This is a genomic window from Mesorhizobium sp. WSM4816 (assembly GCF_055811535.1).
In genome coordinates, this window is the sequence record NZ_JBVVQR010000011.1 from 56059 (window position 1) to 76402 (window position 20344).

Genomic DNA, 20344 nt, shown 5'->3' on the forward strand with positions numbered 1-20344 from the left:
TGTTTCAGATTTCGAGCAGGGCGTAGGGACGGCCGGTCGGCTTCGCCACGTGCATGGCGACGTTATACACCGGGGCGCCGCCGGGCGTGCGTCCTTCATAGACGCCGCGATGCGCGTGGCCATGCACCACGGCGCTGACCTTGAACCGATCGATCGTCTCCGCCAGCCGCGACGAGCCCAGGAACGGAAAAATCTCCAATGGCTCGCCGGCGACCGTCTCGACCACCGGAGCGTAGTGCAGGACGACGAGCGTGCGCTCGGTGCGAACCTGCCGCATCGCGTTTTCGAGCCGCATCGACTCGCTGACGCTTTCGGCGACCATCGCCTTGATCGCCGGCTCGCCGAAGGAGCCGAGCATGCGCGATCCAAAACCGCCAATGAACCCCTTCACGCCGACAAAGCCGACGTCCTTGATTTCCGTGGTCTGGCCGTCAAGAAGATGGACGCCCGCCTGCCGAAGGATGTGGCCGACGTCCTCGACCGCGCCGGATTCATAGTCATGGTTGCCGAGCACGGCGACGACCGGGATTGCGCAGGCGCGCAAATCCTCCGCAAGGATTTCGGCCTCACGCGGCTTGCCGAGATTGGTGAGGTCGCCAGTGAGCACGAGGACGTCCGCTTCGTGCGAGACTTCGCCGAAGAGATCACGGCAGGAGGCCTGCGCGTCTTCCCGCACATGCAGGTCGCCGACAGCCGCAATCCTCACGGTGCCGCCGTTCTCAACCTTTGCCGTAGCAGCTTTGTTCCTCTCAGCCATCACGAAATTCTCCTGTTCCGCCGACGCCGGCAAAGCCCCATTCCTTGACGTCGATCTCGTAGTCGGTCGGCGAAAGCAGGCGCCCACGGCAGATCTTCATTCGGGGCGTAGGCAACTCCCTCTGCTTGGCGAGCCGGTCAAGCAATTCGTCGAGCAGCCAGGCGGGAATGTGATCGCGCTCGCTCGGATAGATCCATCGAAAATTCAGAAGCTGCATCAGCAGCACCTCCCAGTGGACTTCGAGGTAGGAAAGCAGCCGGCGCCAATCGATCTGATCCTGCGCCTTGAGGATGGTGTGAGCGATGTCGGCACCGTCGTGGCGGCCTCTGTCCTGGATGAAGCATTTGGACCAGATAAGCTCGGTCGGACCTACGATTCGCACCTGACTGCCCAGCAGTTCGATCTGCCGTGCATGCTCCAGCCACCCGTCGCCGACCGGCATGGTGCCGTTCGCCGATGCGAATATGACGTCAAAAAAATGGGTGCTCTTGAAGACCTTGCCAAGCCACCGGTCGTCCACAATTTCGACCGCATAGCCGGCTTGCTTGAAATGCGCCAGAATGCGCGCGTAGTCGCCGGCCTTGCAGAAAATGTCGAGGTCTTTGGTCTGGCGCGTTACGCCCGTATAGGCGCTCACCGCGTAGGTGCCGGCGACAAGAAAGGGGATGTCCGTTGCGGCGAGTTCGCGGATCGCCTCTGTATAAAAGACCTCGGCCTCGGCGTGTTGAAGCGTCGGCGCCGCTTTCGGATCGATCGTCGGAACGGATGCCGGGATGGCGCCTCCCGTTGGAGAATCGTTGGTCATGAAATCGTGGCTCCGAGGCCCAGCAACCTGCAGCTGTCCGTCTTTTAAACAAAGCCGCCGCCGCATGGTTCCGTTGCCGTCATAATGCGTAAAATGTGATGGCGGAGCCTTTTTCGCCGCAGGTATGAACAAACCAACTGCACGGAGGTGACCATGGAGGACGGGCGCAAGGCGGTACGCGTCAGACTGAGGGGAAGGGTGCAAGGCGTCTCGTTTCGCGTGTGGGCACGGACCGAGGCCGAGAGGCTCGGTCTGTCCGGATGGGTTCGCAATGAGGAGGATGGATCCGTAACGGCACTGATCGTCGGAGCCGAAGGCGCGGTTTCGACCATGTTGGACCGGCTGTGGAAAGGGCCGACCGGAGCGTCGGTCTCCAGCGTGACATCCCAGGACGTCGATGCCGGCCAGGAGCCGAACGGATTCAGGATCATCGGCTAGGAGTGTGTACAGGGCGCCCGCCGACTGAAATCCGCCCATCCCTGCGCCGATGGCGGATCGCCGCCGAAACGGCTTATCCGCTCATCAACCACCACTGATGCGAGGCGTGGAAATCGCTTCGCCGCCCCCATCACCCGAACATGCCGACCCCCAACATAAATGCCGGCAGCGTGAATGCCCGTAGCGTCAATGCCCGAAGCGTCAGTGCATGAATATTCCTCGCAGCCAGGCGAAGAAACCAAACCTCTCGGACATTGCTGCGCGGACACGAGAGGCAGCCCATCGCGCTCGTATCGAGGCGCCGACATGGCAATGGCAGACGATTTCGTGCAGCTGCCAGTCGGTCAGCTCGAAGAAGCGCTTGGCTTCACCGTAGGTGTCATCTCTCAAGCCTTGCGCGCGAAAGATCGGGTCCTCGAAGGCAACCGTGAGAGGCGAGTCGTTGTAACGCATTTTCTCGCGTATCTCAGGGGACTTGTATTCGGTGCCCGTCAACGCTTCGAGACGTCGATCGGGATTTTTCTCCAGCAGTTTCGCCCAACGTTCGAGACGCTGGCTTCGAGTCGCTACGAGGTTTGTTGCTTCAGCGTGAACGTCGGCAACGGTATGCAGTTGGTCAAGTGTTTGGTGCTTCACGGCCGCCTCCTATTCAGCAGGTGAGTTCGTCCCACCCTGAAATGGAAATTATGGCGCTCCACGACGCCGGCAAGGCCCTCATGCGCGGACGAATCGATCACTTTTCTGGACAACCCCGTCCGGCCACGAATGCCGATGCCTGCGGGAACATCGGAGCCCGCGTCGGAACCATAGGCATGCGTGGTCGTTCTGCGTGCGTCAGCCCGAGCGAAAACCGATCGAAACGGGTGGCTTCAAAAATCCCAGCCGACGTCGGTGACCCGCCAAGGCAGAGTGCGAGCGGAAGGAAATCACACCATGGCCATTCTTCCCACTCCCGAACCAACCCCCACTCCCGCGCCCACACCGCCGCCGTTTCCTGAACCGAAGCCGGTGCGTGAGCCAGACCCGGACAGACTTCCCGACGAAGCTCCTGTCCCCAATCCGGATGAAAATGATGCGCCGCTGAAAATCGGTCCCAAAAATCCCGGCATTTGACGGAGCGGAGACGCTCGTTCCAGATCGGCCAGTCCCGCATGGATGCCGGATGGTGTCGGCGCGTTGGCTCACTGAGCGGCCAGCATGCGGGCTGCGGTCGCAGTCGTCTCGGTGCTGTCAGCGGTGATCAGGCGGCGCGGAAAATGACGGCGGAAATGCTCATCGTCGCCAACATCGCAGGCATCAGATCGAGCGCTGCGGCGAAGCGAACTCGGATGCCTGCCTTAGATGCTGGCGCAGCAGCGCCTCGGCCCATTCGATCTCGCCCGCCTCGACGGCATCGAGGATGGCCAGATGTTCCCGGCAGGACTGCTCGATGCGTTCGGCCGGCAGTTCCTCGAAACCCGCCGACTCCTGCAACCGGCGCAGATTGTTCTGCTGGCGCACCGCATCCGCCAGGAACCGGTTGCCGGAACAGGCCGCAAGCCCTTCGTGAAAGGATGCGTTGATCCGGAACCATTCGTCGCCGCCGATCAGCGTCTTGCCCGTCGACACGATCGCCAGGATGCGCTGGTGAGCGCGGCGGACCGGCGCCAGCTGCTGAGGATCCGCATTGAACATGGGCGACCGCAGCGCCGCGCATTCGACGGCCGTCCGGAATTCATAGCTTTCCCGGTAGGCGTCCTCGCCGACCAGTGTGTCGGCAAAACGCCAGCCATGCCCCGGCAGGCGCTGCACCAGCCCTTCGGCGGCAAAGCGGAGCAAAAGCTTGCGCACGACGCCGCGCGACACCTGATAGCGCGGCATCAGTTCCGCCTCGGACACCTCCTGCGGCAGCTGGCCGAGCGCGCGCTCGCGCATCATCCTGCGGTAAAGCTCCTCGAGCGGTGAACTGGGCAGGATATCTTCAGGGTCGAGGTCGGCGACCTCGCGCGCCAATTGCAGCCCCCTCGTCTCGAAGGGACTCAAAATGCCCTGGGCGACCAGCAGCTCCAACGCTGCGCTGATCGGAGAACGCGAGACGCCGAAGGTGCGGGCAAGGTCGGGCACCGAGACGCGGGTTCCAACCGTCCAGCCCGAATCCCTGATCCGCTCCAGGATCCGCCGCGCCAGATCGATCTGCAGCGGACTGGCCGCCTCGCCGCGCGCCGGCCGGTCGATGATCGTTTCATTCATAGGCACTTCCTTAGGCGTTCGCATCTTCGCATTATAGATATGCGCCACGCAGTTCGAACTGGCAATCTATCGAATTTTCCTGCTTTTCATTCAATCAAAATGCATTAGTATCCGAACTCAACGAGTTGAGGCTTCCCTTGATGACAACAGTCGCACCTTTTCCGCTTGTCGAGATCGAAGGAGCGCCGAAAGCGCGCGGCATGGCCTATGGCGAACAGGCGCGCGGTCGCATCGGCGCTTCGGTGGCGCTCTACGCCGGGCAACTCGACCGGTTCGGCTTCGGGCGGGACGATGTCGCGCGGTTTTCCCAAATCTTCCAGCCTCGCTTGCGGCAATGGGCGCCCGATCTCGTCGAGGAAATGCAAGGGATCGCGTCAGGCGCCAATCTCGACCTGTCCTCGATCGTCCTGGTCAACGCGCGCACCGAAATCCTGCAGCTCGCCCGGCGCGAGAAAGGCATTTCAGACGACGAGCCCGACGGCTGCACGGGCGCTGTGATTTTGCCGGAGGCAACCCGCGACGGCAGACTCATCCATGGCCAGAACTGGGACTGGAAGGCCGAATGCGCCGAGACCTCGGTGGTGCTGCGCATCCGGCGAACGGACGGGCCGGACCTCCTGACCTTCACCGAAGCCGGCGGACTGGCGCGCAGCGGCTTCAACGCGGCCGGCATCGGCATTACCGCGAACTATCTCGAATCGGACCGCGACTACCGCGACATCGGAATTCCGCTGCCCTTCATCCGGCGCCGGGCGCTTGAAGCGCAGCATTTCGCCGACGCCATAAAGGTGGTGGCGACGACACCGAAATCCGGCTCCAACAACATGATGCTCAGCACCGCCGAGGGCTTCACGGTCGATTTCGAATGCGCGCCGGACGAGGCCTTCGCCATCTATCCGGACCACGACATGATCGTCCACGCCAATCACTGGCAGAGCCCGGTGGCGTTGTCGAAGCTGCGCGAAACCGGGCTTCGCGACGTGCCGGACAGTCTCTACCGGGACCACCGCGTGCGCCGTCGCCTGTCGGCGCGGCATGGGGACGTCACGATCGACGATTTGAAGGAAGCCCTGTTCGACGATTTCGCTTCCCCGTTCAGCGTCTGTCGTCCGCGGATCAGGAAGAAAGGCGGCAACCTCTCGGCGACGGTGGCGATGATCGTCTTCGAACCCGCCGCCGGCGTCATGGAGATCGCACCGTTGCCGGCCGAGAACCGCGAATTCACCCGCTACGAACTTACTCTCGACGACGAGGTCCGCGAGCGCGCCGAGAAGGCGATGCCGGCACGGGGGAGACCTTCGATATCACAGGAGAAACGATGGTCCGCTTTGTCCTGACCCGCATCGCCAGCGCCATACCGACCCTGATCCTGGTGTCGGTTGCGGTCTTCGTGATGATGCGCTTCATCCCGGGTGATCCTGCGACGCTGATGCTGGGAGACCTCGCACAGCCCGGACAGGTCGAAGCCATGCGGCATCAGATGGGGCTCGACCAGCCTGTGGTGGTGCAATATCTAATCTGGGCCGGCAACGTCCTTACAGGCGATTTCGGGCGCTCGATCGGCAGCGGGCAAGAGGTGCTGCCGCTGATCCTCGACCGCTTCGCCGTCTCCTCGATCATCGTCCTCCTGGCCGTGCTTGTCGCCTCCGCCATCGCCGTGCCGGCCGGCATGCTGGCCGCCTGGAAGCAGGACAGTTTTGGCGACATCACCGTCGTCGCCACCTCGACCATCCTGCTCTCGATCCCCAGTTTCTGGCTGGGTCTGATGCTGATGCTGATCTTCGGCCTCTATCTCGGCTGGCTGCCGATCGTCGGCTACGTGCCCTTCAGCCGCGACTTCGCGCAAGCCGCTCTCTATGTGATCCTGCCCGTGGTCACCCTGGTGCTCGTCGAGTCCGGCCCGATCGCGCGCATGGCCAGGGCCAGCACGATCGAGGTGGCGCGGCTGGAATACATCACCCATGCGCGGGCAAAGGGACTTTCCGAAAACGCCGTGATGTGGCGCCATGCTTTCAAGAACGCCTTCGCGCCCACCTTGACCCTGATCGGCCTGGTGCTCGGCAGCCTGCTTTCCAGCATCGTCGTCATCGAGACCGTCTTCACCATTCCCGGCCTCGGCCGGCTGCTGGTCGACGCCATCTATGCCCGCGACTATCCGGTGATTCAGGGAACGATGCTGTTCGTCGCCTTCATCTATGTCGTGGTCAACCTTCTCGTCGACCTCGTCTATCCGCTGCTCGATCCGAGGGTCGCCGCATGATCGCCCGTGCGCTCGGCCGGCCCGGCCTGAAATTCAACGCGACCTTCGGGATCGCCGTCACCGGGGCATTGATCCTTCTGGCTGTGTTCGGCCCGTGGATCGCGCCCTACGATCCGCTCAAGCTCGATCTGCCGTCGCGGCTCAGCGGGCCGTCGCCCCAGCACCTGCTCGGCGCCGACGAGTTCGGGCGCGACGTGCTCAGCCGCCTCGCCAGCGGCGCGCGGACCAGCGCCTGGATCGCTTTTGCGACAGTCGCCTTCGCCTTGATCCTCGGCATCGTGTTCGGCGTTCTCGCCGGTTTCCTGCGCGGCTGGGTCGATCGCGTCGTCATGATGGTCAACGACGCCTTCCTCGCCTTCCCCGGCCTGCTTCTGGCGCTCGGCCTGATGGCGGTGATCGGCGCCAGCCGCGAGGGCATCATCGTTGCGCTCGGGCTTGCCTACATGCCGATCGTAGTGCGCGTGGTGCGGGCCTCGGTGATGTCCATTCGCGAGCGGGAATATGTCGAGGCCTCGCGGGTGATGGGCAACAGCGAGATCATCACCATGGCGCGGCATGTGCTGCCCAACTGCGTTGCCCCGATCATCGTGCTCGCCACCACCATGTTCGGCTGGATCATCCTGTCGGAAAGCGCGCTGAGCTTTCTTGGACTGGGCGTCCCACCTCCGGCGCCGAGTTGGGGCAACATGCTGTCGACGGCTCGGCCCTATATCGGCCAGGCGCCGCACCTGATCATCCTGCCGGGTCTCTGCATCTCGATCACGCTGCTCGGCATCAACATGCTGGGCGACGCGGTGCGCGACTGGCTCGACCCGAAAATGTAGGTCCTGGAAACATGCTCGTGCCGACCGCGGACAACAACACGATGCTTTCAGTGCGCAACCTGTCGATCTCGGTCGGGCCATCGGGAAAGCGGATCGTCGACGGGCTGAATTTCGACCTCGCCCCCAGTGACATGCTAGCGCTGGTCGGGGAATCCGGTTCGGGCAAGACGATGGCGGCCCGCTCGATCGTGAGCTTGCTCCCTGCTCCGCTGGTCACGACGCCGGACAGCAGCATCCACTTCGAAGGACAAGAGCTCACCCGCCTCGCTCCAAAGGCGCTGCGCCAGATACGCGGTGCGCGGATCGGCAAGGTTTTCCAGGAGCCGATGGTCTCGCTCAATCCCGCCGTCACCATCGGCGAGCAGATGGCGGAGGGTCTGCGCCTGCATAGCGCCATGTCGCGCGCCGAGATAAAGGACCGCTCGCTGGCAATGCTGGAGAGGATCCAGATCAAGGATCCCGGCAAATGCCTTGCGGCCTATCCGCACGAATTCTCCGGCGGCATGCGCCAACGCATCATGCTGGCATCGGTCATGCTGCTCAAGCCGCGCCTGCTGATCGCCGACGAGCCGACCACCGCGCTCGACACGCTGGTGCAGCGCGACGTGCTTGACCTGATGGTCGAGCTGACGCGGGAGAACGGAACCGCCGTCCTGCTGATCAGCCACGACCTCGGCATGGTGTCGCACTATGTGAACAACGTGACGGTGATGTGCGAAGGCAAGGCGATCGAACAGGGAAGCAGCACCCAAGTGCTTCACGCACCGCAGCACGATTACACGAAGCGGTTGGTGGATGCGCTTCCCAAGCGCAGCGCCGGCGGATCGAGAAAAGCCGTCGACGGCCCGCCCCTGGTCGAGATCAGCAATGTCGTCATCGACTATCCGGGCCGTCCAAGGCTGTTTGGGCGCGCGCAGCCGAAGCGCGCCGTCGACGGCGTCGACCTGACCATCCGGCGCGGCGAAACCCTGGCGCTGGTCGGCGCGTCGGGCTCCGGTAAGACGACGCTCGGGCGCGCCATTGTCGGTCTCGTCAGGCCGGCCAGTGGTACGATCTCGTTTCTTGGCACGGCGATTGCAAACGATCGATCCGCTGACGCGCGTGCGCAGCGTCGTGACATGCAGATCGTCTTCCAGGACCCCTATTCGTCGCTCGACCCTCGCCAGTCGATTGCCGAGACCATCACCGAGCCGCTGAAGCTCGACACCGAATTGGACCGCAAGCGGCGGACCGCGCGCATGGATGAGGTCATCGAGGACGTGGGGCTGACGCGCGACCTTCTGGAGCGTTTCCCGCATCAGCTTTCAGGCGGCCAGCGCCAGCGCGTCGCGATCGCCCGGGCGATCGTCAGGCGACCGGCCTTCGTCGTCGCCGACGAGCCGGTCTCGGCGCTCGACATGACGGTGCAGAAACAGATCCTGCTTCTGATCCGGTCGTTGCAGGAACGCTACGGGTTCGCCTGCCTGTTCGTCTCGCATGATCTGGGTGCGGTGGAGCAGGTTGCCGATCGGGTCGCCGTCATGCAGGACGGAAGGATTGTCGAGCTCGGCAACCGCGACGACGTCTTCGATCGACCGCGCCACGCCTACACACGCGCCCTTCTCGATGCCGCGATGCTGATCGATCGTCATTTCGCCGATGGCGCGGGCGCACGCAAGGCAGTGGCTCGATGAGGACGGCATGGCTCGTCGCCGCATCATGACAGCGTTTGGCCGCATTACGGAGATCTGGCGATACCCCATCAGTTCGATGGGCGGCGAACGGCTGGACGGGACTGAGCTTGCGCAGGGCGGGATTCCGGGCGATCGGATCTGGGGCATCATCGACCGGCGCGACGGCACTGTTGCCGCGCCGGAGAAGCGAAAACACTGGCGACCGCTGCCCAACCTTGGTGCAAGGCTGAAGGGTGACCGGCCGGAAATCGGCTTGAACGGCTCGTGGATCGATGCCGGCTCCAGCCTCGCAGGCGAGCTGGTTTCGGCCTTCCTCGATTTCCCGGCGGCGCTGCACCCACATGTCCGCTTCGGCTCGGAAGCCCGGGATCATATCGCGCCACGCTATAAGCGCGCCGACATCCACATCGTCACGTCAGCCTCGATGAACAGGCTTGCCGGCCTGCTTGAGGATCCTTCGCAAGTGGATTCCAGGCGATTCCGGCCCAACATCGTGATCGAAACCGACGCCTCGCGGGAAGGTTTCGTCGAGCAGCAGATCATCGGGAAAGTGCTGGCGATCGGGAAGGCGCGGATCCTGATCTCGGAACCGTGCGCGCGCTGCACCTTCACGGCGCTGGCGCAAGGCGATCTCGCCTTCGAGCCGGCAGTGCTGCAAACCATAGCGCGCCATGGCGAAGGCGGCTTCGGCGCGCTCTGCCAAATCATCGAACCGGGCAAGATCGGGCTGGGCGACCAGGTCACCTTGAACGAAGCCTGACCTTTGTCCAGCTTTCGACGCCGGACGGCGGCACGTCGTGACGCTAGAGGTGAACATCCAACGCTTGGCGCCGGGGGCGAATACAGCTCACGACCACTTTTCTCACCTTCCGCGGGAGAGTCCGAAGGGGAAGCGGTGACCCGAAGCAGACGGTCGTGATGCCATAAAAGATGTCGGCCTCGCGCCGATCTCGGACGCTGCGATCGGTTTGGCCGCTTCCTGAAGCCGACGTCCCAGCGACCACAGTGACAGCCGCGGTTGTGCCCAATTGTGGACCTTGGCAAAATCACCGCCTTGAAGATCAGCTTAACCATCATCGGAGCATTGCCATGATGAGCTCGGACCAGAGACCAGCGTCAGCCTAGCGAACTGCCTCCTCCCTGCGCAATTTCGAGCGCCTTTACGCTTAGTCGGAAGCCGTCTACTATTCAGCTGAAGGCAGGGTCTTAGACATGGACCGCAAGCTTGCTGCCATTCTGGCTGCTGATGTGGTCGGCTATTCCGCTCAAATGGAGCGTGATGAAGCGGGGACTTTTGCACGGCTGAAAGCTGGTCGCGCAGAGCTTTTCGAGCCAGAGATTGCGCGGCACCACGGTCGCATTTTCAAGCTCATGGGCGACGGCTTGCTGGCCGAGTTTGCCAGCGTGGTCGATGCGGTGGAATGTGCAGTCTCGCTGCAGCGTGGCCTAACCGAGCGCAATGCGTCGCTTCCCGAGGCCAAGCAGATCTTGGTCAGGATCGGAATAAATCTTGGCGAGGTGATAATCGACGGTGACGACCGTTACGGCGACGGGGTCAATATTGCCGCCCGCCTCCAACAATTGGCGGAGTCCGGCGGCATCTGTGTCTCCGGGAAGGTGGCCAAGGAGGTCGAGAAGAAGCTTGCCTTCGGTTTCGAACCTTTGGGCGAGAAGAAGGTCAAGAATGTCACCGAACCTGTGCAGGTTTTCCGCATAACACTGGAAAAACAGGGCATCCGCCATCGCTCAATACGGTCCTCTCCGCGCTGGGCGCTAGCGGGGATGGCGGTGGCCGTGGCCCTTCTGCTTGCCGTCGCAGCGGCTTGGCAATTCTGGCCGGCGGCACCAGTGAGTGCTAGGCCATCGGTGGCTGTGCTGCCATTTGATAATTATGGGGGCGACGACGCTACTGGAAGGCTGGCCGACGGCCTTACAGAGGACATCATCACCGATCTTGCGCGCTTCCCGGAATTGGAGGTGGTGGCGCGCAATTCGACGGAAGCCTACAAGGGCAAGCCAGTGGATGCCCGCGAGGTCGCCAAAGCGCTCCATGTCGGCTATGTGCTCGAAGGTTCGATCCAGCGCCAGGGCAGTCGCGTGCGGATCACCGCGCAGTTGATCGACGCGCAATCCGGCAACCATCTGTGGTCGGAGCGCTGGGACCGGCCCACCGAAGATGTGTTCGCCGTCCAGACCGAGATATCCGAACAGGTCACCAACCGGCTCGGCGGCGGCGCGGGGCTGATCCAGGAAGCGGGGCGGGCCGCGGCCAAACGCAAGTCGCCAGAAAACCTGAACGCCTATGAGCTATATCTGCTTGGCACCGAGAAGCTTGAGCGGATCACCAAAGCGGACATTGAAGAGGCCATCAAGCTCCTCAATCGCGCCGTCGAGTTGGATCCCGGGCTCGCCCGCGCCTGGGTCGAACTTTACCACTCTCACTCTCTGTTGGCGAACTTCGGCGTCAATCCCGAGAAGGGAGCAGCGGCGGCTGCCGATGCAGCCGAACGCGCCGTGCGGCTCGATCCGAGGGACGCGGAAGCTCACGCCGCGCTCGGCATGAGCTTGGGCGAGCGGGGCGACCTCTCGCGTGCCAAAGCTGAGCTGGACACGGCCGTGCGCCTTGCCCCCGGTTCGGCAGAAATCTTGACCTTCTACGCCAGCTGGGCGGCGTCCTTCGGCGAACCAGAACGTGGCGCGGAATTGGTTGATCGGGTGATCCGGCTCGATCCGAACTATCCGATGTGGACCTCAGGCCCGTTCTCCTATGCTTACTATATGGTCGGCCGATATGACGATGCGTTGAAGATGCTGGAAGGCCTGACACCTGACAACTACAACCAGTGGAGGTGGATGGTGCGCAGCGGTTCGCTCGCAGGCGCAGGCCGGATAGAAGAGGCGCAAGCCTCGGTTAAGGAGGCGCTCAAGCGGCACCCGGATATGACCGTCGAGGGTATCGTCAACACGCCGGGGATCAGTGCCGTAGAGCGAGAGCGCTTGCTGGAAACCTTGCTGCCGGCTGGTTTTCCGCCATGCGCCTCCGACGACCAACTGGCTAAGATGACCGATCCAAAACGTCTTTCTGAGTGCCTGAAGTAGCCCTTCAGCGAGCTTCCCTGACGACCGAAATAGCTCGTGTCGCAGTGGCGTAAATTTCAGATGTATCTGCTCAACACCGCTACCGGCCCATTGCCGTCATGTCCGAAGTGTGTCTGATTGGCCGCTTCTGACGCTGGTTGCTCGTTCTGATTGCGAAGGTACCTTCAATCGAAAGATCGGAGAGCAACACGCCTCTGATCTTTTGGCGACAGGAGAACCGCCGGCCTATTCGCTTTTCCAGACACCCCATACATGGGGGTTTGCCGCGGGCCATACCGAATAGCCCTTTACTTTCGCCGACACGGCATCGAGGGACGGCTCGTAATAGAGGCCAAGGATCGGCACATCCTTCGCCATGAGTGCATGGAGCTGCTTGAACAGTGCCTTGCGTTGCCCGGCGTCGGTCGTGGCCATCGACTTCGTGTAGAGATCGAGGGCCTCCTTGCTGTCCCACTGCGCCGTCGGGTCGGTCGCCTTGTCGCCATGTTACTCAGCCCGCTTGGGCGCGGTGAACGTCCATAGGGGGCGATGCTGACGTCGCGACTTTGCCAAGCTGGAAGACCTCCGTCGCCTCGCCGCGGCCGCGCAGCCGGTGCTTGCCCGCCGGGATCCTTTCGAACCTTTCGTCGAGCCGCGACGCGGTCTCACCGGAAATGGCGATTGCGGCGGTGGCGCCCGGTTCGAGCTGCTTGCCGAGGTCCTGCAGCCGCTGGCTGACGTTCACGGTGTCGCCGACGATCGTATAGTTGACGCGGTCGGATGCGCCGATATTGCCGACGATGACGGAGCCCGTGTGGATGCCGATGCGGACATGAAGCGGAGGCCGGCCTTCGCCAGCCGCTTCCAGATTGTCCTTGTCCAGCTCCTCGCGGATGGCCGCGGCTGCGCGGACGGCCGCGGCGGCATGGCCCTTCAAACGATCCGGCGCGCCGAAGAACGCCAGCATGCCGTCGCCCAGGAACTTGTCGACAGTACCGCCATGTGCATCGACCGCGCCGCACAGGATCGCGAAGTGGTGGTTCAGCAGCCTGGCCGCGGCGGCGGCGTCCATCTGTTCCGACAGCGTGGTGAAGCCGGCGATGTCGGTGAACATGACGGTGACGACCGCTTCGCGCGGTTCGGCGATGCCGATCTCTCCGGTGCGCACCAGCTTGGCCACCAGCGAGCGCGGAATATAGGTCGAGAATGCACGCAGACCGATCAGCATGGCATTGAAGGCCGAAGCCTGGTTGTCCAACTCCAGCACACTGCTGCGCGGCAGGGGGGTCACGCCGTCGAGATCGAAATCGGCGACGCGCGTGGCCTGGCCGGCAATCGCCTGGATCGGGCGCGACAGGCGCTTGCCGAGAAGAATCGCGACGATGACCGCCACCGCCATCGCGCCAAGTCCAAGCATGGCCGATCCCATGACGCGCTCGATTTCGTCACCGATCTGACTGGTCTTGAAATATGCGCCGAGCGTCCAGGGCCGGTCGCCATAGCCGGTGATCTCACGGGTAATAGCGACGTAAGTGTTCTCTCCGTCCCATGACGTCGAACCGTCCTTGTCGCCAACCTGGATTTCGGCAACCTCGATATCGCGGGTACGCTGCGTGCTGAACTCCGCTTCTGGTTTGCGCGCCTCATATCCGGCGAGAACCGGATCGCCGAAATTGACGAGCGGCGTCAGCGGCAGGATGCCGTTCTTCAGCGCATCCGGGGAAGCCAGCCGCTGGTCCGCCAGGATGGATCCGTCGCCATCCAGAATGAAGGCATGCGTGCCGAAGCGCGACGACAATTCCTGCGTGATTTTGGACAAGTTCTGCAGTTCCACCGCGGCGATCACCCAGGCCTTCGTGGCGCCATCGCGTGACAGCGGCGCCGAGACGTTGGCGAACAAGCCATACTCGTTGGCCACGAAGGCGCCCCACCTGCGTCCGTCGACCTGCTGGCGCTCTTCAAGAACGGCGCGCACTTGCGGCGATTTCTCGGTCTCGGCGGGGAGTTTCCGGATCGTTCCGGCAGGATATTTGGCGTCGTTGTCCCCGGTCACCGCCGCCCCCCTGCAAATCAGGTCGGGTGTGCAGATCAACATTGCGTTCACCCCCGGCGCTGCCGCCAGCGCACTGGCAAGTGCCGCCGACATCGCCTCGTCGTCGATCTGGAACTCGCCCTGCTTGTAGAGCTGCGCGACGCCGTCCACGGCGCTCTCGGCGCGCCCCATCTCCGCGCGCAGCAAATCCTCCATCGCATCGATCAGGAGCGTCGACTGGGCGCCGAGCAGGTCGAAAGTGTTGCGAAGGTTGGCGCCGACCGACAATGCGAGCACGCCGCCGACCGACAGGAACACGAGGCTGCCGAAACTCATCGCCATGATGACTGCAATGGGTATGCGACGCCGCTTCTTTTCGGGGCGGACCAGACGCACTGGTTGTGCGGACGTGCTCATGCAGCCAACGTCATAATGCGCCACCGCATTGCAAGCCCGGTGACGGCTTTAAGGAAAGGACGCGCCGAAGCATTCGCACCAATGTGGCGCCGATGTTTCCAGCGCCGATGATTCCGATCCTCATAGGGGTGTTCCTTTCGTAAATATGGAAGAGCGCCCGCCTCAGTCGCGGACGCGGGCGCCTCGAAGATGCGCCCCTTTCTCGCGCAGTGTCGAGAGTGTCAACTCCCGGAAAGGCGCATGCACGACATGATCGTCGCCGCCATGCAGGAGAACCGGGCTATCATCAAGTCGCATATCGAGCGAATGGTGACGATCTTTGAGCCGATCATTCGCGAGGGGACCGAGGCGGGCGAACTCAAGGTCGAGGACCGGCAGAGGCGGGCTGTGAGGTCAACACCGCGTTCACGCCGTTCTTCCACCCGATTCTGATCGAGCACTGCGTTCAACACGGCGAAGACACCGACGCGGCAGGTACCAAGATCGGAGGACAACACGCCTCCGATCTTTTGGCGACAGGAGAACCGCCGGCCTATTCGCTTTTCCAGACACCCCATACATGGGGGTTTGCCGCGGGCCATACCGAATAGCCCTTTACTTTCGCCGACACGGCATCGAGGGACGGCTCGTAATAGAGGCCAAGGATCGGCACATCCTTCGCCATGAGTGCATGGAGCTGCTTGAACAGTGCCTTGCGTTGCCCGGCGTCGGTCGTGGCCATCGACTTCGTGTAGAGATCGAGGGCCTCCTTGCTGTCCCACTGCGCCGTCGGGTCGGTCGCCTTGTCGCCAAGGATGACGCCATACATCAACGACGGATCGAGACGAGCCGAATAGCCAAAGGACTGGATCTGGAATTTGCCGACAAGGTAGTTGTCGAGCTGTGCCGCCCAATCCAGCACTTCGAGCTGGGCGTTGAAGCCTGCGGCCGTCAGCATCGCCTGCAGCAGCACGGCGTTCTCGTACATGCCCTGGTAGCGGGTGTTGGTCTGGATCTTGATCGGCTCGCCCTTGTAACCGGCTTCGTCCAGCAGGGCCTTGGCCTTGGCCGGGTCGTATTCCGGCCATTTGAGGAAGTCGTCGTCGAAGAACGAGCTCGCCTGGGCGACGGCCGAGGGACCTCCCGTGGCGGCACCGCTGGTGCTGGCGGCAGCGATCTGGTTGATGTCGGCGGCATGCGCCAGCGCCTCGCGTATTTTGACGTTCGACAGCAACGGGTCCTTGGTCTGCAACAGGATCACCGTCCACGACAGGCCTTGCGTCGACAGCACCGTCATGCCGCGCGACTTGGCTTCCTCGGCACGCGATGATTCAAGATCGGGCAGGACATCGAGTTCGCCGGCAAACAGCGCGGTTTCCGCCGCCGCCGTGTCGGGGACGACCATGAAGCGCACCTCGTCAACATAGGCCTCACGGCTGCCGGCAAAGCCGCTCGGCGCCTCCTTCACCGGCTTGTAGTCGGTGAAGCGCTCGAGCGCCAAATACTGGCCCTTGACCCACTCCTTCAGCGTGAACGGGCCGCTGCCGATGGCGGAATCGGCGAGCCACTTGCCGTCGGCGCCGACATTCTTCGGGCTGGCGACCCAGCCATTGCATTGGACACTGGCGAGTTGCGCCAGAAAGAGCGCATTCGGCGCCTTGAGCGTGAAGACCACGGTGCGTGGATCAGGCGTCGCCACTTGCTCGACCTTGAGGCCCTGGCTGCCGTTGAAGAACGGAATGCAGAACCACTGATTGGCCGGGTCCATGCGGCGGTCCCAGTTCCATTTGACGTCGGATGAGGTCACGGCGTCGCCATTGTGGAAAACCGCGCCGTCCCGCAATGTGAAGGCATAGGTCTTGCCGTCGTCCGATACTGTCCAGGATTCGGCCAATGCCGGGCCCACCGTGAGATCGGCGCGATAAGCCACCAGCGTCTCAAAGATATGGTGCAGCACGGTGTCGGTGTTTGCGTCGCGATTAAGACCGTCGGTGGCGCGGATGTCTGCGTTGATGCGGACCTTGAGCGTGCCGCCGGTCTTCGGCTGCTCCTGCGCCATCGCCGGCAGTGCACAAATCATCACCGCGATTGTCGCCAGCACCTGGAGCAATCGTCTTCCCATCATCAATCCTGTTCCCATTTTTTATCTCCAGTTTGACTGCAGTTTTTCAGGCGGGCGCCGCAGTCAATGTCCGCGCAAAGAACTCCTTGACCTTGGCGATGAGCGCGCCGTCGTTGTGAGCGATGCCAGGCACGACATCCAACTGCACCTCGACGCCCTGTCTCTCCAGGCTGCCCTTCAACGATCTGATCCGGTCGTTGCGGGTCGCGCCGGCGAGATCGGCGCCGGGCATCCACCAGTCATCCTCCGGCTTGATGGTGATCTCCCAGGTTTGGAGATCGTCACCACCGATCACCATCTGCACGGCAACCTTGCGCATGGCGTCGAGGTCGATGGCCTTGCCGAACACTTTCTCGAAGTCGCGCACCCCGACCCAGAAATCGTGATCGAAATCGAGCAGGGTCACGACGCCCGGCGCACCGATCGATGCCGCCAGCAGACGTTCGGGGTGGAGGAACAGGAAACGATGGGTGAAATGGCCGCCGCCGGAGAAGCCGTACATCAGCACGCGGTCGCCGCGGATGCGATAGCGCTCGCGCATCTCCTCGACCATGTCGAGCAGCACGGAATCGTAATGCAGGTCGCCCTGGCGCAGCATCTTGTAAGAGGAAAGATCGCCCGGAAAACAGATATTCGCCGGGAACAGCGGGGCGAGCACGATCACGCCGTTCTGTTCGGCGAAGTCGGCGAAGGCGTCCCGGTAGGCGAGCATGCCTCGCTCGGTGCCATGCACGATCACCGCCAGCGGATAGGTCTTGTCGCCGTCCTCGTCATAGTCGTCGGGGACATAGGCGCAATAGGGGAAGCGCTGGTCGAAGCGGGAAGCGTACACCGTCGTGTGCCCGAAATCGTAATAGGACAGGCGCTTGCCATGTCCGCTGACCTTGCGCATCGAATTTTCCCCGATCTCAATTTCATTGTTTCATCATTTTGTGTGACTGAAAAGCATTTGTTTATCCACATCGTCAGGAAAGTACGTATTTTACATCGCGCAACGCCTGACATCGTCGGGCAAGCGTGAGCAGCTATCCGGGCCGTCGCGCGTCAAGTCCAGCCGAGCGGCACGACAAAACGACATCGTGAAGTTGTGCAGGTTGACTCGGTTGTCTGCTCGCCTAACTTCGCGGTCACATGATATTTTCCCGCATCCGCAAGCTTGTCCCTCTTGTTCTCCTGGCCGGCAGTTCGATCGTGTCCTCCTGCGTCGCCCCTGACGACACGTCGAACCTCCCGAAGGAAGACGCCACAACGGCGGCAGCCCGCAAAGAGATGGTTGGTCTCAGCGAGGCGGACGTTCGAATGTGCGCCGGCTTTCCGACTGCCACCGCTGATGCGGGGGGAAGCCAGATCTGGACCTATCAGCGTACCGTTCAACGCGGCAATCTCAACGTGGTGATTCCAACCTTGGCCGTGGGTGCGATCCCGACGGTTGGAGGATCGCTCAATGTCGATCCTGGCGGCTATTGCAACACGCAAATCCGAATGGTCGACGGCCGTGTTGCCGAGGTTGCCTACGCCGGCGACAACAACACGCCGAACCACCGCGATGCGCTCTGCGTCAGCACGGTAGACGGCTGCGTGGCCTATGCCCGCCAGCGCCATCAAGTCAGGACAAGAGCCAGCCCCAGGTAACCGGCCAGCAAATCGGGTTCCAGCTAATCGGGCTGGCTGGCGCAACCCAGGCCCCGCAGCATTCGTTCCTGTTTCAGGCAGACGTTCCATATCCGAACCGTCGCCAGAGACGACCGCCGGCCCCCGCCGATCCGCCTTGCGAAAAAGCCGGTCGGCCGGAACCATTCTTGGGGTCGGGAGTACGAGAGGTCGAAGGGACAGGAATGGCAGACGATGATCATCACCCGCAGGACATTCGTGAAGGCTGCCGCCGCTTCTGGAGCGGCTCTGGTGATGCCGGCTGCCGCGCCCGGCGCGCCGCCCGCGCCGGCGATGCGCGCTGTCCCCTCCTCGGGAGAGATGCTCCCCGCTGTCGGCCTGGGCACCTGGATCACCTTCAATGTCGGCGACGATCCGGTGCTGCGCGACGAGTGCGCCGAGGTGATGGCGGCCTTCTTCGCGGCAGGCGGCCGCATGATCGATTCCTCGCCGATGTACGGCTCCTCGCAGCCTGTGATCGGCTATGGCCTCGAAAAGCTCGGCCGGCCCGAAGCGCTGTTTTCCACCGAGAAGGTCTGGACCTCCTCCGCCGACGGACCCGCGCAGATCGAGCAGTCGCGCCGCTTCTGGGGGGTGCCGCGCTTCGACCTCCTGCAGGTCCACAACCTCGTCGCCTGGGAGACGCATCTCGAAACCCTGTTCGCCATGAAGGCGGACGGGCGGATCCGCTATGTCGGCATCACGACGTCCGAAGGACGGCGGCACGATTTGTTCGAACAGATCATGCGCGCGCATCCGCTCGACTTCGTGCAGCTCACCTATAACGTCGTCGACCGAGAAGCGGAGCAACGGCTGCTGCCGCTGGCGGCCGAGCGCGGCATGGCTGTCATCGTCAACCGGCCGTTTCGGCAAGGCGCGCTGACGCGCCAGCTCCAGGGCGAGACGCTGCCGGACTGGGCGGCCGGGATCGGTGCCGCGACCTGGGCGCAGTTCATACTGAAATTCATCGTTTCGCATCCCGCCGTCACCGTCGCCATCCCCGCCACCACCCGCGTCGACCACGTGCGCGAGAACCTGTTGGCAGCGACCGGACCCCTCCCCGACGCTGCCATGCGCGAGCGGATGGCGGCCTACGTCCGGGACCTCTAGGCAGGCATTCGTCGGCTGGCCCACGAATGCCTGCCTGGATTCTGTTGTTTGTCGCAGGTTGTTGTCGCAAAACCGTGGGAGGCTTTTGTGGAACCTGCTTGGATGTCGGAATGGTGGACCTACCGGCTGGAGGATTTCCTGCTCTTCTCGCCGCGCGTCTATTGGCGCATGTTCGAATTGGCCAATGCCGCGTTCTGGCCGCTGCATCTCCTGACGCTCGCCGCCGGCCTCGCCATTGTCCTGCTCGTGCTTAAGCGGCCGCGTCGCCATGGTCTGTGGATAACGCTCGTCCTCGCCGCGCTCTTTGCCTTCGTCGGCTGGTCCTTGCTGTGGAGCCGCTATGCCGCGATCAACTGGGCGATCGCCTATGTCGCGCCGGCCTTCGGCCTGCAGGCGCTGCTGCTGGTGATCGGCGGTGCGCGCGGCGGCCTCGCCTTTGACCGGCGGGACCTCGCAGAGCGGCTCGGGCTGCTGATCGCGGTCGCTGGCCTCGTCGTCTATCCCCTGCTGCCGCCGCTCTTCGGGCGGCCATCGGCGAGCGCCGAGGTCTTCGGCATCGCGCCGGACCCGACGGCGATCGCAGCGCTCGGCGTCCTGCTTGCCGCGAGCGGCGGGCTTGTGCCGCTGCTGTTGGCGATCCCGCTGCTGTGGCTGCTGCTCAGCGGCCTGACGCTGCATGCCATGGGCGATCCGCAAGCCTGGCTGCCGCTTCTGGCAGCGGCCACCATTTTAGCTGCCTTGACCCTGCGCCGCATCGCCCCGTGATGCCGGCACGATCGAGAAAATCAGCCGGCTCCGGCCAGATAATACAAGTTTCAGACGTAACCGAATTTTCTCCTTCTGAAATCGTCGCGTAACGCCGTACCGCCAGGTTCGCACTTCAGCAGACCGCAGCCACACGCTCGCCGCGTGGATTGTCACAAGCCAGCCGGTTGCGCCAGCCGGTTGCGGATGTGACTTGCTCTGAAAG

20 protein-coding genes are annotated in these 20344 nt (G+C 63.1%); 12 read left to right on the forward strand and 8 right to left on the reverse strand.

What is annotated here, in order from left to right; genetic code table 11:
• Positions 1-4: 4 nt before the first annotated feature.
• The gene (locus AC0L3H_RS14580; protein WP_128246169.1) at positions 5-757 is read right to left on the reverse strand and encodes a metallophosphoesterase family protein; all 753 of its coding nucleotides are present in this window, start codon (positions 755-757) and stop codon (positions 5-7) included.
• Positions 750-1562, reverse strand: coding sequence for a nucleotidyltransferase family protein (locus tag AC0L3H_RS14585; RefSeq protein ID WP_027151424.1), 813 nt, complete (start codon positions 1560-1562; stop codon positions 750-752). Before AC0L3H_RS14585 ends, AC0L3H_RS14580 begins: the two co-directional genes overlap by 8 nt.
• A 153-nt stretch (positions 1563-1715) precedes the next feature.
• Here AC0L3H_RS14585 and AC0L3H_RS14590 point away from each other — a divergent pair, with 153 nt between their 5' ends.
• The gene (locus AC0L3H_RS14590; RefSeq protein ID WP_473585929.1) at positions 1716-2000 is read left to right on the forward strand and encodes an acylphosphatase; all 285 of its coding nucleotides are present in this window, start codon (positions 1716-1718) and stop codon (positions 1998-2000) included.
• Between the two features lie 201 nt (positions 2001-2201).
• On the opposite strand, the gene AC0L3H_RS14595 is transcribed toward AC0L3H_RS14590, so the two are convergent.
• Positions 2202-2636: a hypothetical protein gene (locus AC0L3H_RS14595; protein ID WP_473585930.1), complete on the reverse strand. Its 435-nt coding sequence runs from the start codon at positions 2634-2636 to the stop codon at positions 2202-2204.
• Between the two features lie 297 nt (positions 2637-2933).
• Between AC0L3H_RS14595 and AC0L3H_RS14600 the strand changes: the two genes are divergently transcribed.
• A complete protein-coding gene (locus AC0L3H_RS14600; RefSeq protein ID WP_077374092.1) occupies positions 2934-3113 on the forward strand; it encodes a hypothetical protein in 180 nt (59 codons plus the stop codon).
• Positions 3114-3296: 183 nt separating this feature from the next.
• On the opposite strand, the gene AC0L3H_RS14605 is transcribed toward AC0L3H_RS14600, so the two are convergent.
• Positions 3297-4229 (reverse strand): GntR family transcriptional regulator, encoded by a 933-nt coding sequence (locus AC0L3H_RS14605; protein ID WP_236377224.1) that lies wholly within the window; start codon positions 4227-4229, stop codon positions 3297-3299.
• Positions 4230-4369: 140 nt separating this feature from the next.
• Between AC0L3H_RS14605 and AC0L3H_RS14610 the strand changes: the two genes are divergently transcribed.
• The 6 genes from AC0L3H_RS14610 (at position 4370) to AC0L3H_RS14635 (ending at position 12085) form a co-directional block, all read left to right on the forward strand.
• Positions 4370-5566 carry a C45 family autoproteolytic acyltransferase/hydolase gene (locus tag AC0L3H_RS14610; protein WP_473585931.1) on the forward strand — a complete coding sequence of 399 codons (1197 nt, stop codon included), beginning with the start codon at positions 4370-4372 and terminating at the stop codon, positions 5564-5566.
• A complete protein-coding gene (locus AC0L3H_RS14615; protein WP_473585932.1) occupies positions 5548-6489 on the forward strand; it encodes an ABC transporter permease in 942 nt (313 codons plus the stop codon). The genes AC0L3H_RS14610 and AC0L3H_RS14615 overlap by 19 nt, the downstream gene beginning before the upstream one ends.
• Positions 6486-7313, forward strand: a complete 828-nt coding sequence (locus AC0L3H_RS14620; RefSeq protein ID WP_128166589.1) for an ABC transporter permease — start codon at positions 6486-6488, stop codon at positions 7311-7313. Before AC0L3H_RS14615 ends, AC0L3H_RS14620 begins: the two co-directional genes overlap by 4 nt.
• A gap of 41 nt (positions 7314-7354) precedes the next feature.
• Positions 7355-8986, forward strand: a complete 1632-nt coding sequence (locus tag AC0L3H_RS14625; protein ID WP_473585983.1) for an ABC transporter ATP-binding protein — start codon at positions 7355-7357, stop codon at positions 8984-8986.
• Between the two features lie 7 nt (positions 8987-8993).
• Positions 8994-9746, forward strand: coding sequence for an MOSC domain-containing protein (locus AC0L3H_RS14630; protein ID WP_473585933.1), 753 nt, complete (start codon positions 8994-8996; stop codon positions 9744-9746).
• Between the two features lie 452 nt (positions 9747-10198).
• A complete protein-coding gene (locus AC0L3H_RS14635; protein ID WP_473585934.1) occupies positions 10199-12085 on the forward strand; it encodes an adenylate/guanylate cyclase domain-containing protein in 1887 nt (628 codons plus the stop codon).
• 225 nt (positions 12086-12310) lie between these two features.
• Here AC0L3H_RS14635 and AC0L3H_RS14640 read toward each other — a convergent pair whose 3' ends face one another.
• Positions 12311-12499 carry a hypothetical protein gene (locus AC0L3H_RS14640; RefSeq protein WP_473585935.1) on the reverse strand — a complete coding sequence of 63 codons (189 nt, stop codon included), beginning with the start codon at positions 12497-12499 and terminating at the stop codon, positions 12311-12313.
• A 76-nt stretch (positions 12500-12575) separates the two neighbouring features.
• Positions 12576-14513: an adenylate/guanylate cyclase domain-containing protein gene (locus tag AC0L3H_RS14645; protein WP_473585936.1), complete on the reverse strand. Its 1938-nt coding sequence runs from the start codon at positions 14511-14513 to the stop codon at positions 12576-12578.
• Positions 14514-14753: 240 nt separating this feature from the next.
• Here AC0L3H_RS14645 and AC0L3H_RS14650 point away from each other — a divergent pair, with 240 nt between their 5' ends.
• Complete coding sequence (locus AC0L3H_RS14650; protein ID WP_473585937.1) at positions 14754-14945, forward strand: hypothetical protein; 192 nt, start codon at positions 14754-14756, stop codon at positions 14943-14945.
• A 100-nt stretch (positions 14946-15045) separates the two neighbouring features.
• Here the strand turns inward: AC0L3H_RS14650 and AC0L3H_RS14655 are convergent, their stop codons facing one another.
• Both AC0L3H_RS14655 and AC0L3H_RS14660 read right to left on the reverse strand, forming a co-directional pair.
• Positions 15046-16632: an ABC transporter substrate-binding protein gene (locus tag AC0L3H_RS14655; RefSeq protein WP_473585938.1), complete on the reverse strand. Its 1587-nt coding sequence runs from the start codon at positions 16630-16632 to the stop codon at positions 15046-15048.
• A 28-nt stretch (positions 16633-16660) separates the two neighbouring features.
• Positions 16661-17506: an alpha/beta hydrolase gene (locus AC0L3H_RS14660; protein WP_473585939.1), complete on the reverse strand. Its 846-nt coding sequence runs from the start codon at positions 17504-17506 to the stop codon at positions 16661-16663.
• A gap of 239 nt (positions 17507-17745) precedes the next feature.
• On the opposite strand from AC0L3H_RS14660, the gene AC0L3H_RS14665 reads away from it, so the two are divergent.
• The 3 genes from AC0L3H_RS14665 (at position 17746) to AC0L3H_RS14675 (ending at position 20139) form a co-directional block, all read left to right on the forward strand.
• Positions 17746-18246 carry a hypothetical protein gene (locus tag AC0L3H_RS14665; protein ID WP_128183963.1) on the forward strand — a complete coding sequence of 167 codons (501 nt, stop codon included), beginning with the start codon at positions 17746-17748 and terminating at the stop codon, positions 18244-18246.
• Between the two features lie 273 nt (positions 18247-18519).
• On the forward strand, positions 18520-19374 hold the full coding sequence (locus AC0L3H_RS14670; RefSeq protein WP_473585984.1) for an aldo/keto reductase: 855 nt from the start codon (positions 18520-18522) through the stop codon (positions 19372-19374).
• 87 nt (positions 19375-19461) lie between these two features.
• Positions 19462-20139 (forward strand): DUF6064 family protein, encoded by a 678-nt coding sequence (locus AC0L3H_RS14675; protein WP_473490726.1) that lies wholly within the window; start codon positions 19462-19464, stop codon positions 20137-20139.
• The last annotated feature ends 205 nt before the right edge of the window (positions 20140-20344 follow it).